Here is a 14765-nt window from a genome sequence, read left to right on the forward strand (position 1 = left end):
TCACTTCTTCTTCTTGAGCGCGGACGGCTTGTGCACCGCGGTCCTGCCCGACTTGTCGCTGCGCACCTCGTACTGCGGGTCGTCCGGCGAGGCGTCGACCGTGCGGCCGGACGCCTCGGTGCGCTCGGTGATCTCCTTCTCCACCTCGCCCTCGGTCCGGCTGCCGTGACTGCTCCAGGTGACCTTGTCGCCCTTCTTCGGTTTCCCGCCCTCGCTGCGTGCCTTCGCCATGCCGGTGCTCCCTCGCGGAGAACTGCGCTGTCTCTCCAGCGTGCGGGCCGGTCGGTCAGGGCGCAGCCCGACGGGCACCGGACCGGGTGGCGGCCGTGTCGCGCAAGGCCCACGCCATCCGGGGTTCCGTCACACAGCGGAAGACCCGCCGTACCGACGGTGTGCACAGGGCGGTGACGACGACGGCCGCGACCAGGGTGGCGGCGATCACGCCGGCGGGGCCGCGGACCCAGGCCGGCTCGTACCAGCCTCCGTACTTCACGGCCTGCGCGACGAAGCCGTGCAGCAGGTAGCCGGACAGGGTGCCGGCGCCCAGCACGGTGAACCAGGTCCGGCGCCCGGGCACCCAGGCGAGGAAGCAGCCGGCCAGGACGAGGGAGCAGCCGAAGGCGGCCAGGGTCATCAGGGGCCCGTACCAGAGGGGGACGCCCAGCTCCCGTGCGCTGTCGGCGTGGAAGAACCAGGCGTAGTCCATCCGCGGGACCGCCCAGTAGGCCATGGCCAGCGCGCTGACGGCCACCGGCACGGCGAGGATCCGCACCTCGCGCCGTCGCACCAGACGGAAGTGCTCCGGCCGCAGCAGCAGACCGCACACGAAGTACGGCAGGAACTGCAGGGTGCGCTGCAGATCGAGGTCGTGGCCGATGGACGGCGCGGTCGTCGCCGCCATCGCGATGACCAGGGCGAGCGGGAGCGGCCACCGCACCAGCCGCCACAGGGGTGTCGTCAGCCGCCAGACGAACAGCGCCGCGAGGAACCAGGTGAGGTACAGGGGGTCCAGCAGGCTCACCGGGCGGTCGGGGTCCTGGCTGGTCCAGCGGGTGAAGCACGTGTACGCCGTCTCGAACACCACGTACGGGACGGCGACACCGGTGACCAGGCGGCCGATGCGGGCCGGGCTGCCGTCGAAGGTACGGGAGAAGTAGCCGGAGACGATGATGAACGCCGGCATGTGGAAGGCGTAGACGAACATGTAGAGGGCGGTGACGGCCCTGCTGCCCTGGCGCAGTGGCTCCCAGGCGTGCCCCACGGCCACGAGCACGATCGCGAGGTACTTGGCGTTGTCGAAGAACGCGTCCCGCTGCCGGACCGGGCGGAGCGCCGCGCCCTGCTCCTTCGTCCGCGTGACCCGGGTCGCTTCGGCCCCCGGGCGGATGGTGGCCACCGTGTCACTCACGGGCCCTCCCGAAGCGACTCGAGGCGAGGGCGCCTCTTCCGGCCGGGAGTAAGGGAGTGGCGTGTGCGCAGAACATCGCCCGCACCCTAATCACAGGGCCGCGTGTTCGTTCAACTCGTAACGGACATGGCTCGCTTCGGTTCATGCCCGGCTATACGTACCGAGGCGGGCGATCGTCTCCCGGTGAAATGCCGGTGCTCAGGTCTCCTTCCACACCAGCACGGTCAGTACGGCGCTCGCCACGGTGACCGGAACGGGGGCCTGGTTCAGCAGCCGCACCCGCATACTGCGGCCCGACGAGATCCGCTTCGTCACGGGCAGTACCGCGAAGGTGCCGCCGCCCGTCCCCACGATCTCGTGGATCGGGTGGTCCGCCCGGTGCCGGTCACCCTGGTACTCCGACATGCGCGCCTGGACGACCGCGCCGGCCGGCAGACCGTCGATGTGCAGGCCGAGGGTTCCGCTGAAGCGGGCCGGGCCGCGGACGAAGACGCTGCCTCCGGTGGCGTGGTCGCCGGTCTCGTCGGTCCACTCCGCGGTGAACTCGACCGAGTCCCAGGCGCCGGGCGCGAGTTGGTACCGCGCGGCGGCACCGAGGTTGACGTACTGGGGCATGGGGTCCTCTCCTTCCCACCGGCCCGCCGGGTGGGCCAGGGCGTCGGCGACGTCACGGCGGAAGCCGGCCATGTCGAATCCGCGCGGGTCGATCTTCCAGTCGCTCCATTCCAGGTGGCCGATGGCGCTCTTGGGGCCCCAGCCGTGCGCGCGGCAGATCGCGGCGGTGGCCTTGACCATCGCGACGTACTGGGCGGGCGGCCACGGGTCCTTGCCGTCGCCCTTGTTCTCGCACTCCCAGCCGTAGAAGCGGGCGTTTCCGTCGACCGCCCCGGCCGAGCCGTCGTGCTCGTGCGTCGGGGGCGGGTAGGTGCCGTACGACTCGCCGATGACGGCGTTGAGCACGTCGCCGTCGCCGCCGCCGGCGTGGTTTGCCCGGCCGTTGCCGGTGAGGTGGACGACGCCGTCCTTGGTGACGCATCCGGTGGCGAGCGGGCCGGGCAGGGCGCTGTGGCCGTGGAAGATCAGCCCGACGACGTCCGTGCCGGGGCCGGTGACGGTGTGGTGAATCATCACGCCGTGCACGGGCCCCCAAGGGCCTTTGTGGTTCCGGTTGTTGGTGCGCCAGCCGGCGACCTCGTGAACGGCGCAGCCCTCGGCCTTCAACGCGGCGACGAGCCGGGCGGCGGTGAGCGGGGTGGCCATGAGTCAGTCCTCCGTTCCGGCGCGTGGGTGCCGGTCTGAAGACGGTCCGATCACATCTGGGGAGCGTGCCTGATCCCGGACCTTGCCTGTCTCGGCACCGTACCGGCCCGCGGAGCCCGCTTCCGGGCCCTCACCATTCTCGCGCCGCTCGCCCCGACGCTCACCCAGCCGTACGCAACGACCGCGAAATCGGCGCGATTACGACGCCGGCGTGTCACGGGCGGACGGGGCGCCTCGCTTCTCCGCGCCGGTCCGCAGCACGTCGTATCCGACGAGGCCATGTCGTCCCGTCCAGGTGCGCCCGGCGTGCCGTGTCCGACGCCGCCTCGGCGTTGCGGGGGTCCGGTTCGACCAGTCTCGCCCGCACCTCGTGGCGCCGGGGATGACGGGCGAGGACGTGGAGAAGACCCCTGCCCTCCCCGACGCACAGGCTGACCGCCTTCAGCGGTCCGGCCGGGGCATCGTCCGGGGCGTGGCGGATCTGCTGCCGCACGGTCCGCAGGCGCCGCGCCATCCAGGAATCGGCCGTGTCGTACTTCCCGTGCCACGCATTCCGGTCCATGACCGCACCCCAGGCTCGGCCGGCCGTCGTGGGCGACCGGATTCCGACCACCGTCCCCGTACCGCGGCGCCCGGTCAGGCCGGGTCCGTGGTGGGCTGCGCGCGGCAGCGATCCCGCGCGGCAGGGCATCACCGGTTCGGGCGGCGGTATGCCTTCACGACGCTGGCGTAGCTGTTCCCGGCGTGGCCCTGGGCGATGATGCCCTCCATCAACGCCTCGGAGTACTTGGGCAGTTCGGTGTCGATGCCGAGCGCCTCGCTCTCCTCGACGAGGTGCTTGAGCGCGCCCAGGTGCGTCTCCAGGGTGGCGTCGTTGGCCGGAAACCGCTCGTCGCCGGCGTCGATCTGCGCGGCGTAGTCGGCCGTGAACATCTTGATGGCGTCCAGCCACATGTGCGCCCACGGCAGGAACTCCTGCGCCTTGACGCCACCGGTCTCCACGATGGCAACGCCGTGCAGGAAGCTGTTGAGGGCACCCCACATCAGACCGAGCAGCGACACGTCGAACAGGGCGGGCTTGCCGTGGTCGGTGCCGAGATAGGTGGTGCCGCCGCCGAGGAGCTTCAGCACCGGCTCGTGGGCGTCGAAGACGGCCTGGTCACCGGCGTAGAAGAGGACGGAGGTGGCGGCGCCGATGCCGGGCGGGGTGATCATGATGGCACCGTCGAGGTACCGCGCATCGTGCTTCTCCGCCCACTCGGCGGTCTGTCTGGCCTGCTCGGAGGAGCCCGTGGTCAGGTTGACGACGGTCTTGCCGCACAGGGCGTCACCGAGCGAGCCGATGACGTCGTGCACCACGTCGTACGTCGACACGCACACGACCACGAGGTCGCTCGCCGCGACGGCGTCGGCGGGGTCCGCGGCGAGGACCGCGCCGTCCGCGACGAGACGATCGGCCTTGTCCGCCGACCGGTTCCACACGGTGGTGGCATGGCCCGCCTTCAGGAAGGCGGCGGCCAGGGCCTGCCCCATCAGGCCGAGGCCGAGCACCGACACCGAGGTGTGGTTGTCACCCATGAATCTGTTCCTCCAGTACGAAGTGGTGTGCTGTGCGGGCCGGCACGCGGGGCCCGCCGAGGGGAAAGCGGCCCGGGGTGGCCTTCCGCACCAGCGCCGGACCGCTTACCGCAAAACCCTGGCATTCGCCCCTTCGGATTCGCTTCGGACGACTTCGGAAACGCTGCGGGGGCGCCCTCCGGAGCAACGGCAGAGCCCTGTTCGTCGCATGTGGCGCCGGTCGTCCGCCGGTTACGCTCGGATCATGGAATTCGGGGTGCTGGGACCGCTGGAGGTGCGCACGGACGAGAGTCGGGTCGTGCGGGTCCCCGAGGTCAAGGTGCGCATGCTCCTCGCCGAGCTGCTCGCCCACCACGGGCGGGTCGTCCCGGCGGCGCGGCTCATCGAGGACCTGTGGGGCGGCTCGACGTTCACGGCAAGGCCGACGGCGTCGCTCCAGGCCAAGGTCTCCCAGTTGCGGCGCGCTTTGGAGGACGCGGAGCCGGGCGGCCGCGAACTGATCGCACACCGGCCGCCCGGATACGTCCTGGACGTCCCGGCCGGAGCGCTCGACGCCGGGCGGTTCCGTGCACTGATCGCCCGGGCCCGGTCCGGCGAGGACCCGGTGACGCGGGCACCGCTGTACGCCGAGGCGCTGGCGCTGTGGCGGGGTCCCGCCTTCGCCGAGTTCACGGACCGGCCGTCCGTGCGGCCGACGGCGGCGAGCCTGGAGGAGGAGCGCCTGGCGGCCGTCGAGGAACACGCCGAAGTACGACTGGAGTTGGGCGAGCACAGCCTGCTGGTGGGCGAGCTGACGGAGCTGGTGGAGCGGCATCCGCTGCGCGAGGGACTGCGGGGCGCGCTGATGCGGGCGCTCCACCGGGCGGGCCGCTCCTCCGACGCGCTCGACTGCTTCAACGATCTGCGGCGCCGGCTCGACGAGGAGTTGGGGCTGACCCCCGGACCGTCCCTGGAGGCACTGCAGCAGGCCATCCTGCGCCACGATCCGGTTCTGGCCCGCCCGGCGCCGCCCGCGCGATCCGCCGCGGGGCCGCAGGCGGGGCCCGAGCCGGCCGGCTCGGCGTCGGCCCTGGTGGGCCGCGAACAGGACGTCCGGGCCGTCCGGACCCTGCTCCTGCAACGCCGTCTGGTGACGCTCACCGGCCCGGGCGGGGTCGGCAAGACCCGTCTCGCCCAGGCCGCGGCGGAGAGTCTGGCGGGCGCCTTAGGCGAGGGCACCTGGCTGGTGGGGCTCGCGGACGCCGGGGGCCCGAAGCGGTTCGCCGGCGCGGAGGTGCTGGCCGAGCAGGTCATGGCGACGCTGGGAATCCGGCAGAACACCTCGGACGGCGACGCCGAGGGCCCGACGGACCGCCTGGCGAACGCGCTGGCCGGCCGGCGGCTGCTGCTCCTGCTGGACAACTGCGAGCACGTCGTGGAGGCCGTCGCGCGACTGGCCGGCCTGCTGCTGAGCCGGGCACCGCACCTGCGCATCCTGACGACCAGCCAGGAACCGCTGCGCACCCGGGACGAGACGGTGTATCCGGTCGCGCCGCTGTCGCTCCCCCCGGAGGACGGCCCCGACCTCGACGCCCTGACGAGCGCGGGCGCCGTACGCCTCTTCGTGGCCAGGGCCAGGGCCACGGACCCGCAGTTCGTCCTCGACGCCACCACCGCTCCTCTCGTCGCCGATGTGTGCCGCCGCCTCGACGGCATCCCGCTCGCCCTGGAACTGGCCGCCACGCGCGTGAGATCGCTGGGTGTCAGGGAACTGCACGACCGGCTCGACGACCGGCTCAAGGTGCTCAGCAACGGCTTCCGGGACGCCCCTGCACGCCACCGCACGCTGCAGGCCACGCTCGACTGGAGCTGGAGCCTGCTCGACGAGCGCGAACGGACCGTGCTGCGCCGGTTGTCGGTGTTCGGCGACGGGTGCGCACTGCGGGCCGCCGAGGACGTGTGCTCCGGCGGCGGCGTGTCCCCCGCCGACGTCCTCGACGCGCTGAGCCTGCTCGTCGAACGCTCGCTGGCCGTCCGCACCGAGGGGCCGCAGGGCCCGCGCTACCGGCTGCTGGAATCCGTCGCGGTCTACGCGCGTGACCGGCTCGCCGGGTCCGGTGAGTACGCCGGGACCGCCGCCCGGCACCTGCGCCACTGCGTCCGCCTCGCCGAGCGGGCCCGGCCGCGTCTGCACGAGCGGGAGCAGTCCCGCTGGTTCCAGTACCTGGACCTGGAGGCGGCGAACATACAGCGCGCGCTGGCGGAGGCCGACCGGGCCGGGGCCGCGCGGGAAGCGCTGCGCCTCGTCAACTCGCTGACCTGGTACTGGTACGTCCGTGGCCGGCTGGGAGAGGCCCGCCGGGCACTGGCGACAGCCCTGGACACGCCGGGCGGGGCCGCGCCCGAGGAGCGCGTGGAGGCGATGTACTGGTACACGGGCATCCGCCTGCTGCTGGGTGAGCACGACCCGGAGTGCGACGCCCTGGAGGAGTACCCGCCGGAGTCCACCCCGGAGTCGGCCAGGGCACAGTGGTTCCTGGCGCACGCGCAGTGGACGGTGGGGGCGCTGGTCGAGGGCGAGCAGCGGGTCGAGCGCGTCCTGGTCCGGTTCCGCACCCTGCGCGACGCGTGGGGCACCGCCGCCGCCCTGACCACGCGCGCGTGCTTCGCCCTGGCCCGCGGGGACCTGGAGTCGCTGCGCGGCAACGCCGAGGAGGCCCGCGCCCACTTCGCGGAGCTGGGCGACCTGTGGGGCCGGCTGAAGACGACGGACGTGCTCGGCAGGCTCGCCGAGATCAACGGCGACTACGACCTCGCCGCCCGACTGCACCGGGAGAGCCTGAGCATCGCCCAGGCCCTGGAGGCATGGCCCGAGATGTCCGCGAAACTTTCGGGTCTCGGCCGGATCGCCCTGCTCACCCAGCGCTACGACGAGGCCGACGGCCTGCACAGGCGCGCCCTGCGGATCGCGGTCGGGCAGGGCAACCAGCCGGCCGAGCAGTTCGCCGCGCTGGGCCTCGCGCTGAGCGCCCGCCGCCAGGGCCGCCTCGACGCCGCCGAGGAGCTGCTGCGCCCCTGGCTCGCCTGGAACCGCCGCCGCGGCGACGGCCCCGGCCTCGCGCTGGTCCTGGCCGAACTGGGCTTCATCGCCGAACAGCGCGGCGACGCCGACCGCGCCCTGACCCACCACCGGGACGGCCTCACAGCCGCCGTCACGACCAAGGACCCCCGCTCGGTCGCCCTGGCCCTGGAAGGCCTGGCGGGCGCCTACTCCCTGAAGGACGCCCCGGAACGGGCAACCCGTCTCCTCGGCACGGCGGCAGCGACCCGGGAACGCGCCGGCGCCCCGCATCCACCGGCGGAGCGGGGAGACGTGGAACGCGTCGTGGCCCGCCTGCGCGACAGGATGGACGAGGCGGCGTACGCGCGGGAATTCACGGCGGGCACTCGACGCCGGCACGAGGCCGAGGCCCTGACGGAGTCAACGCACCCGCAGACACGGTGAGCTGCGTCACGGGAGTCGCCGGTCACCATCGATCCGGCTGTGATCCGCACGGCCGAGCGGACGGATCCTCCGTTCGTGAGTTCTTCCACTGTCACACCCGGTGCGACGCGATGCTCGGAAGGCACCGGTGTGCGCCCAGGGTTGCCTGGACGTACGACAGATGAGGGGGATGGCGTGACTCAGGAAGCGGGACACCGAGGAGGCTTAGAAGGACAGGCTCTGCTCCTGGCCGCCGGGCTGGCCGATCTGGCGGTGAGCACGGTGGGTTCGGCGCTCGGGACCGTGCGAGGGCTGCTGCGCCGGTCGGACGCCGAAGAGCTTGCTGCGGAGGCCGAGCACGAACTCGTGGCGCGTGGCCGCCTGGTGCTGGACCGGTACGCGGCCGTGCCCCCCGCCCACTTGGAGATCCTCGCCCGGCGCGCCCTGGCCCGGAGGGCCACCGGTGACGTCTGACCGGTGGGAGCCGGACGCCTTCAAGGCCCGCGTGGACGAGGTCCTGCGGCAGTTCGTCGCCCGGGAAGCCGACGAGTTCGCGGCGGTTGATCCGATGCTCGGTGCGGTGGCCGACAGGCTGGAGGCAGCGGTCGCGTACGGCAAGCGGCTGCGGGCGGCGTTCTGCTACTGGGGGTGGCGGGCGGTGGGGCAGCCGGACAGCGACGCGCTGGTGCGGGCGGCGGCCTCGATGGAGCTGGTGCATGCCGCCGCGGTCGTGCACGACGACCTCATCGACGACAGTTCGCTGCGGCACGGGCAGCCCACGGCCCATGTCGCCCTACGCGAGGCCGTAGGGGCTCGTGCGGACGCCGACGGCGCCGCGCGTTCGCTGGCGATGCTGGTGGGTGACCTGCTGATGGCACTGGCCGGGCAGTTGTTCGCCACCAGCGGTCTGCCCGCCGCGTATCTCGTCCGGGCCCGCCCGTTGTGGGCGGTGATGGCCCGCGAGCTGATCGCGGGCGAGTGTCTGGAGATCCTGCGTACCGGAGCAGGCCCGGACACCGAGGCATCGCTGAAGGTGATCCGGTACAAGACCGCCAAGTACACCGTCGAACAGCCCCTGTTGATCGGTGGAGCGCTGGCCGGGGCGGGCGCGCGGCTGCGCGAGGGCTACTCCGCGTACGGGCTGCCGCTGGGTGAGGCGTTCCAGCTCCGGGACGACCTGCTCGGGCTGTTCGGAGAACCCGAGCACACCGGCAAGGCCAATGCCGACGACGTGCGCGGCCGGCGGCCCACGACGCTGCTGGCGGAGGCATGGCGTCTTGCCGACGACACGGAGCGGGAACTGCTGCACTCGCTTCTGGGCCGGGATGACCCGGACGGGGAAGGGCTGGATGCGGTGCGCGAGGTGATGCGCCGCCTCAGGGCGCCGGACCGCATCGAGGACATGATCCACGTACGGGTCGAGGAGGCCCTCGGTGCCCTCCGCGAACTGGATCTTCCGGCGCACGCCGCCGGCACGCTGACCGCGCTGGCGCACTCCGCGGCAGTACGCCTGTCCTGACCGCCGTGTGGGGTGACTCGAGCCCGTGTCGTCCCGGGCCGGCGCCCCTCGCGTCTGTCGTGTCCGCTCCGAGAAAACCGAGGAACCTTCCATGCCCTACACCGACGCATCGATGGACGCCCTGCGGCAGGCCGGGGACGAACTCGCCGATGCCACCGTCGCCGAGCTCTTCGCACGCGGGGAGGTGGGCAAGTTCAACACCCTGATGCGCTACGTCTCGACCGCCGGCGCTCCCCTCCCGGACGGGCTGCCCGACGTCGCGCGCGAGTACCTCGAGGCCACCCGCGTACCGCCCTCCTCGGTGGACTGGGCGGAGATGGAGAAAGCGCGGCTGTTCTTCATCGACAACAACGTGCACATCTCCACCGCGCTGTCCTTCGCCTCCATGCCCGCCTGCTACCTCGTCCCGCACGTGGCGAAGCTGCTGTCGGCCACCCACGGATTGAAGTACCCCTCCAAACGGATGGCGGAGACAGGCCAGTTCACCGTCCATCTGATGCAGCCCGACGCCTTCGAGGCCGGCAGCCGCTTCATCCCCGCCGCCCAGAAGGTCCGCCTCCTGCACGCCTCCATCCGCCACCACCTCACTCGCGAGAACCGGTGGGACACAGCGGCACTGGGCACGCCGATCTGCCAGGAGGACATGATCGGCGGGCAGATGTTCTTCTCCCTGCTCGTGCTGGACAGCCTGCATCGCCTCGGCATCCACATGTCGACCGAGGGCGCGGAGGCGTACTACTACGCGTGGCGGGTCGTCGGTGCCATGCTCGGCGTCGACCAGGACGCCGTCCCCCGGACCCTCGACGAGGCCCGGCAGTTCCTCGACCTGTACATGGTCCGGCACATGGGACCCTCCGAGGAGGGCACGCATCTGACCCGGCAGCTGATCGACCTCTACGAGGAGGTGGTGCCCGGCACCCTCTTCGACCCCATCGTCTCCGCCCTCATCCGCCACCTCGTCGGCGACACCTGCGCCGACTGGCTCCAGGTCCCGCGCACTTCGTGGGACACCGTCGTGAAGGCCGTGCCCCACCTCCTCGGCATCCTGGAGAGCATCGAGGACCGCTCCCCGCTCGGCGCCTGGGCCCTGGACCGCCTCGGCCACCTCACCACGGTCCTCGAGCTGTCCTCCCTCACCCGTGGACGCGTCATGCACTACGCGATCCCCGAAACCCTCAAGAAGGACTACGGCGTCTCCAGCACGGTCCCCCGCACCCGCCGCTGGATCCCGCCGACCGCCACGGTCTGACGACCCGCGCGCTCAGTGACGGCTTCTCGTTGAGCAGTGCGGACGGCAGCCGACGAGGCCGTGCCGCCCGGGAAGGTCCTGCTGGATGTCGCGCTCGCGACAGCCTTGGGCTCCCAACTCCCCAGACATCTGCGGCGGGGACGCCAACGCTGATCCGTCCCGACTCCGCCGGCGGCACCGATCACTTCCTCGACTGGCGCACCAGGCCCGGCCGGTGGCTGTCGTATTCCGTCGGAATGACCATCACCGACACCATCCGCCAGGCCGTCCTGAAGATCCCGAAGAAGGCATGGTCGCCGGCCCATGACTCCGGCGCCATCGAACGGCGCGGCGCCCGGGACACCGAGATCGCCGACATGTTCGACCTGAGCACCTGACCCAAGGGCATGCGGCTGGTCGTCCGCACGCCCCCAGCCCCTAGAAGACCCCACCTCGCAAACACAGAGTTCCCGTCAGCACACCGACGAGGACTCATGAACGAACGAGGCTAACGGGCTGCCGCGCGATTGGTATCGGGGGCGTGTCGGCCTGGGGTTACGTCTGGTGAAGGATTCATCAGGCTGCCGTGTGGACGGGCACGATTTTCGTAGTCGACTTGTGCGGGGTGGGCCGTGCGGCTCGCCCAGTCTTCACAACCCAGGCAAGCACGCGCGGCCTTCCGTATGTCGCCATACGCGACCAAGATCAATCGTGTGGCGGGTTGTCAGCTACAGGTGCGGTACTTGTATCCGGCCTGGCGCCAGCCGTTGTCGCCGTCGCGGAAGAGGTACTTGCCTTCCGCGTTGCGGGGCACTTCGAAGCTGTGGGCTTTCCCTTGATAGCGCAGGGTCAGGGTTTTGCCGGGACTGGTGCTGCCGCTGACGTGGGAGAGCTGCTTGGCGGCCCGCTTGAACGTGTTGCTGCCGACGATGCCGTCACCGCTCAGGCCCCACCGCTTCTGGAGGTCTATCGTCGTGTACTGGGTCCGGTAGTTGAACACCCCGTTGATGTGGCTCACCGCGAAGATCTTGCCGTCGTAGTTGGTGGCGGAGGCGCCTTCTGCCCACAGGATGCGCTGCCACAGGCATGTGGCGTTTGATGAGGCCCAGGGACTGAGGTTGGAGAGTTCCCCTTCGTCGTCCCAGTCGTTGGCGTACGCGTCGTATCCGCGCACCCATCCGTCGGACACCTTCGCCGATGCGGGCGAAGCCCCGAGTCCGAGCGTGACGGCCGTGGCGAGGCCGACAGTGGCCGCGACGATTCGTAAGTGACTCTTCCGGAAGTTCACGTGATCCCCCTTGTGTCGTGTTTTACATGTGCATGGTCACACGGGGGGACGTCATGGAGACCCTAGAAGATTGCAGGGTAGGTGCGGGGAGCCGCCTCGAGGCGCCGGCCATCAGACAGAGTGGGACGGGTCGCGAGGTCACGGCTGCCTTATTTCTCACCTCGCGCTTTCATGAAGCATGGCGTCCGACGGGTGGTCAGACGAATGAAAAGCGCCTCTGAACAGCAAGAATGAGGATTGTCGAGGAGATGAAGCGGCAGAGCGTCACGAAAGATCGAGGCAGAGCACCCACTCGCTGGCACGCCACCCTGCCGGAGGATCCGCGGCCCGTCACGCCCCGCCTCGTAGGCACCTCGACGAAGACCGCGCCAGGACTGGCTCTGGGACGTGTCCCACATCCTCCGCTTCGACCCGGCCAGCACCGGTGTGCTCGTCTGCCTCGCCGACATGGCCGTGATCATGTACACACGCCAGCAGACGCCGCCCCCTGGCTGTCGAATTCGGGAAGTTACTGCACTCCGCCGCATGATCAGACGTACATCGTGATGGAGACCAGCCAATGAGCAACGCCACCTGGTGGGAACGGAACGAGGAAGAAGTCCGTGTCGTCCCGATCGACTCCACGCTCTCCGTTGCGCGCGCCCTGCCTCCCACCGGACTGATCTACTCGGCCCGAATGCGAGGACAGGAAATGAACGACTCCGAGGGGGTGTTCACTCAGTTCCACGAGGCACTACGCCTCCCGGGCCACTTCGGCTGGAACTGGAACGCACTGCGGGACTGTCTGACCGATCTTCGCTGGATCAGCGCCAAGCACTTCCTCCTTACCATCGACGACGCCGACGCAGTACTTTCGGAGAGCGCCGAGGAACGCGAAATCCTCTTCCGCACCCTGAACGACGCCGTGAAGTTCTGGGCGGAACAGCCCGAACTTCCGGGCCAGGAGAAGATCACTTTTCAGGCTGTACTGCTGTGCCCGCCCGACGCAGCTTCGGCCAGTTGGGCTGGCTGACAAGTGAAGCCTCTGACAGCGCGCCAGTTCCCCGGCGTCGGCAGTGCGCAATTCAGCGCATAGGCAGCAGGACCCCCATGCGGCACTCGCCACCGTCGGCCAGGGGACGCCCCCAGCGTTCACCGACAGGTCCTGGCGGGTCAGCACAGCCCGGTCGGCGAGGGGTGGGCGACCGGTACGCGGATCTTTACCGGGTCTTCGCCGAGGAGTCCTTCTCCGCACCGTCCGGTACGGGGAGCCGGGCCGGGTCGGAAATGTGGGCGAGCGCGAAATCGGTGCCCCCTGGAGACATGGTCCTTGGCCCCGTGCTCGCCCGTGGCGCACCGCATACAGCAGGCGGCCCCTCCTCCGGACAGAAAGGGCCGCCTGGTCATGGTCGGTTCCCCATACGCCGGCGGCTACGCGGGATCCAGCACGGGCCGCGCGGGGAGCCCACCGTTCTTCTCGCAACGCAGTTCCTTGGCCATGGCCAGCGAGAAGGAGTGGGCCACGGTCGCGTGAGCGTCCTTCAACGCCTCAATGTCACCCTCGGGCCTGTCGCTCCGGCACGCGAACCGGATCGACGCCCTGTTCGCCCCCGCCAGGGTGCGCTCCCCTATATCCAGCACGGTGAAATCCGGGGCCGGAGTCCCCGTCGGGGGGCCGCCATCCAGCCCCCAGGTGACTCGGATCGCGAAACGGCGCATCGTCGGCCGTGTAGATGCGGCAGACGTCATCGCGCCCCCCCGGTGGCGAACGGAAACGCCTCGACAAGGTCCATCGCGGCCCGCGCGACGGTGGACTTCTCCGCCGTCGTCCCGAACCGCGACGATACCGTGATCACCTTCAGCGCCTTGGACGCCTGGGCGGACACCGCGTCGCCACCGCACAGTTGCGTCCCCGCCAGAGCCTTGTCGGCCGCCTCCTCGTCTCCGTCCCCACCACAACCGGTGCCCCCGAGATACAACAAGTCGGCCACGGCCGTGGCAAGGAGTCCAAGGCACACCGGCCTACGATTGATCACTATCTGCATCCTTACGTGTCCTCGGCCGCCGGCCTCAGCCGGTCTCCGGGCGGTTGCCTGATCCGCCGGATGGTGTGCCCAGTGGCATCACAGGCGCAGCCACCGTCACCCTCCTACGTCTCTCTGACCAACCAGACCCGGAGCAGTCGGCGTACACTCGCGCCTGCGCACCGATCAAGACTTGCCGTTCCTCTGCCGGGTGATCCCAACGGGTATGTCGATCTGATGAGTTGGCGTTCTTCTTGAACTTGTGATGCGGTGTGCCACCATCCGACCTCAGGTTTGGGCACCCAGGGGTCTGGTAGTCGGCATCGGCGAGGATCTCCACCGCAGGTCTCTCAACCAGGGGCTTGACCAGCCCGAGCTGGTGGGCGTGGGCGATGTCCGCGCAACTTCCGGGCCCGGTCGTACTGCGGAACGGCACCCGACCGTCGCCATCCATGAAATCTGAAACCGCGCGATACCTCACCCACGACCTGTTCTACGAAGGCGACTGAATGCCGTAAGGGCCGACGAAAGGTCAGAATCATGAACGACCGGCAGGCAGCGGAGTAACTGGACGCCCTTGGGCGCTGCGGACTTGAGGTGACGGGGAAAGCGGCACCTGACGGCCCACCCGTGAACGCCGCCATCTACGCGGTCAGCGGATTCGAGGTGGAGCCGGTCGCCGCAATCCTCGCCTCCACTCCCCACGCCGCCGAGGGACTGGACGAGGCGTGGCATCGCCATGCCTCACAAGCTTCGCTCTACGGGGAGAACGGAGAGTTCCTCATCCTCCCGCCCGTACCTGGTGGGAGCCAGATCGGCTGGGTGCGTGTAAAGGACCCAGTCGGCAAAAACCCCCCGTCCCGAATCTGCGCGGCGACGGGTTCACCCGAGTTCATGGCCGTTTCAGTTGACGGCCGCCACCTGTGTGCCGCCTCGGTCGAAGAATCCGACTACTGGGTCGTAGTGCACGAATTCTGAGGTCCGATGAGCTTCACGCGCCCCACTTCCCGGTCTGTTC

14 protein-coding genes are annotated in these 14765 nt (G+C 70.2%); 7 read left to right on the top strand and 7 right to left on the bottom strand.

Annotated elements, in window-relative coordinates; genetic code table 11:
• The 5 genes from IO24_RS0111485 to IO24_RS0111500 all read right to left on the bottom strand — a co-directional run bounded on the left by IO24_RS0111485 (position 1) and on the right by IO24_RS0111500 (position 4246).
• Positions 1-231, bottom strand: coding sequence for a hypervirulence associated TUDOR domain-containing protein (locus IO24_RS0111485; protein ID WP_031134664.1), 231 nt, complete (start codon positions 229-231; stop codon positions 1-3).
• Positions 232-286: 55 nt separating this feature from the next.
• Entirely contained in the window at positions 287-1408 is a 1122-nt protein-coding gene (locus IO24_RS0111490; protein ID WP_045296088.1) for an acyltransferase family protein, read from the bottom strand.
• Positions 1409-1606: 198 nt separating this feature from the next.
• Complete coding sequence (locus IO24_RS0111495; RefSeq protein ID WP_031134668.1) at positions 1607-2668, bottom strand: peptidoglycan recognition protein family protein; 1062 nt, start codon at positions 2666-2668, stop codon at positions 1607-1609.
• A gap of 214 nt (positions 2669-2882) precedes the next feature.
• Complete coding sequence (locus IO24_RS46300) at positions 2883-3230, bottom strand: hypothetical protein (RefSeq protein WP_234335198.1); 348 nt, start codon at positions 3228-3230, stop codon at positions 2883-2885.
• A gap of 128 nt (positions 3231-3358) precedes the next feature.
• The gene (locus IO24_RS0111500; RefSeq protein WP_031134669.1) at positions 3359-4246 is read right to left on the bottom strand and encodes an NAD(P)-dependent oxidoreductase; all 888 of its coding nucleotides are present in this window, start codon (positions 4244-4246) and stop codon (positions 3359-3361) included.
• A 244-nt stretch (positions 4247-4490) separates the two neighbouring features.
• Here IO24_RS0111500 and IO24_RS47135 point away from each other — a divergent pair, with 244 nt between their 5' ends.
• The 5 genes from IO24_RS47135 to IO24_RS45140 all read left to right on the top strand — a co-directional run bounded on the left by IO24_RS47135 (position 4491) and on the right by IO24_RS45140 (position 10854).
• The gene (locus IO24_RS47135) at positions 4491-7730 is read left to right on the top strand and encodes an AfsR/SARP family transcriptional regulator (RefSeq protein WP_037667782.1); all 3240 of its coding nucleotides are present in this window, start codon (positions 4491-4493) and stop codon (positions 7728-7730) included.
• Between the two features lie 174 nt (positions 7731-7904).
• Entirely contained in the window at positions 7905-8183 is a 279-nt protein-coding gene (locus IO24_RS0111510) for a hypothetical protein (RefSeq protein ID WP_031134674.1), read from the top strand.
• The gene (locus IO24_RS0111515) at positions 8173-9228 is read left to right on the top strand and encodes a polyprenyl synthetase family protein (protein WP_031134676.1); all 1056 of its coding nucleotides are present in this window, start codon (positions 8173-8175) and stop codon (positions 9226-9228) included. The genes IO24_RS0111510 and IO24_RS0111515 overlap by 11 nt, the downstream gene beginning before the upstream one ends.
• A 91-nt stretch (positions 9229-9319) precedes the next feature.
• A complete protein-coding gene (locus IO24_RS0111520; RefSeq protein WP_031134678.1) occupies positions 9320-10477 on the top strand; it encodes an oxygenase MpaB family protein in 1158 nt (385 codons plus the stop codon).
• Between the two features lie 236 nt (positions 10478-10713).
• Positions 10714-10854 carry a hypothetical protein gene (locus tag IO24_RS45140; protein WP_157851247.1) on the top strand — a complete coding sequence of 47 codons (141 nt, stop codon included), beginning with the start codon at positions 10714-10716 and terminating at the stop codon, positions 10852-10854.
• Between the two features lie 326 nt (positions 10855-11180).
• Here IO24_RS45140 and IO24_RS0111530 read toward each other — a convergent pair whose 3' ends face one another.
• Positions 11181-11744 (bottom strand): peptidoglycan-binding domain-containing protein, encoded by a 564-nt coding sequence (locus tag IO24_RS0111530; RefSeq protein ID WP_031134680.1) that lies wholly within the window; start codon positions 11742-11744, stop codon positions 11181-11183.
• 559 nt (positions 11745-12303) lie between these two features.
• Here IO24_RS0111530 and IO24_RS0111535 point away from each other — a divergent pair.
• Positions 12304-12756 (top strand): barstar family protein, encoded by a 453-nt coding sequence (locus tag IO24_RS0111535; protein ID WP_031134682.1) that lies wholly within the window; start codon positions 12304-12306, stop codon positions 12754-12756.
• 712 nt (positions 12757-13468) lie between these two features.
• Here the strand turns inward: IO24_RS0111535 and IO24_RS46310 are convergent.
• Positions 13469-13768 (bottom strand): hypothetical protein, encoded by a 300-nt coding sequence (locus IO24_RS46310; RefSeq protein ID WP_031134686.1) that lies wholly within the window; start codon positions 13766-13768, stop codon positions 13469-13471.
• Between the two features lie 609 nt (positions 13769-14377).
• Here IO24_RS46310 and IO24_RS40555 point away from each other — a divergent pair.
• Positions 14378-14725: a PH domain-containing protein gene (locus IO24_RS40555; RefSeq protein WP_234335199.1), complete on the top strand. Its 348-nt coding sequence runs from the start codon at positions 14378-14380 to the stop codon at positions 14723-14725.
• Positions 14726-14765 lie beyond the last annotated feature (40 nt).

Source organism: Streptomyces flavovariabilis (assembly GCF_000725785.1).
Classification (GTDB): Bacteria; Actinomycetota; Actinomycetes; order Streptomycetales; family Streptomycetaceae; genus Streptomyces; species Streptomyces hawaiiensis.

Coding starts and splice junctions, on each gene's coding strand:
- IO24_RS0111485 (WP_031134664.1), bottom strand. CDS start 231: ATGGCGAAGGCACGCAGCGAGGGCGGGAAACCGAAGAAGGGCGACAAG.
- IO24_RS0111495 (WP_031134668.1), bottom strand. CDS start 2,668: ATGGCCACCCCGCTCACCGCCGCCCGGCTCGTCGCCGCGTTGAAGGCC.
- IO24_RS46300 (WP_234335198.1), bottom strand. CDS start 3,230: ATGGACCGGAATGCGTGGCACGGGAAGTACGACACGGCCGATTCCTGG.
- IO24_RS0111500 (WP_031134669.1), bottom strand. CDS start 4,246: ATGGGTGACAACCACACCTCGGTGTCGGTGCTCGGCCTCGGCCTGATG.
- IO24_RS47135 (WP_037667782.1), top strand. CDS start 4,491: ATGGAATTCGGGGTGCTGGGACCGCTGGAGGTGCGCACGGACGAGAGT.
- IO24_RS0111520 (WP_031134678.1), top strand. CDS start 9,320: ATGCCCTACACCGACGCATCGATGGACGCCCTGCGGCAGGCCGGGGAC.
- IO24_RS45140 (WP_157851247.1), top strand. CDS start 10,714: ATGACCATCACCGACACCATCCGCCAGGCCGTCCTGAAGATCCCGAAG.
- IO24_RS0111535 (WP_031134682.1), top strand. CDS start 12,304: ATGAGCAACGCCACCTGGTGGGAACGGAACGAGGAAGAAGTCCGTGTC.
- IO24_RS46310 (WP_031134686.1), bottom strand. CDS start 13,768: ATGCAGATAGTGATCAATCGTAGGCCGGTGTGCCTTGGACTCCTTGCC.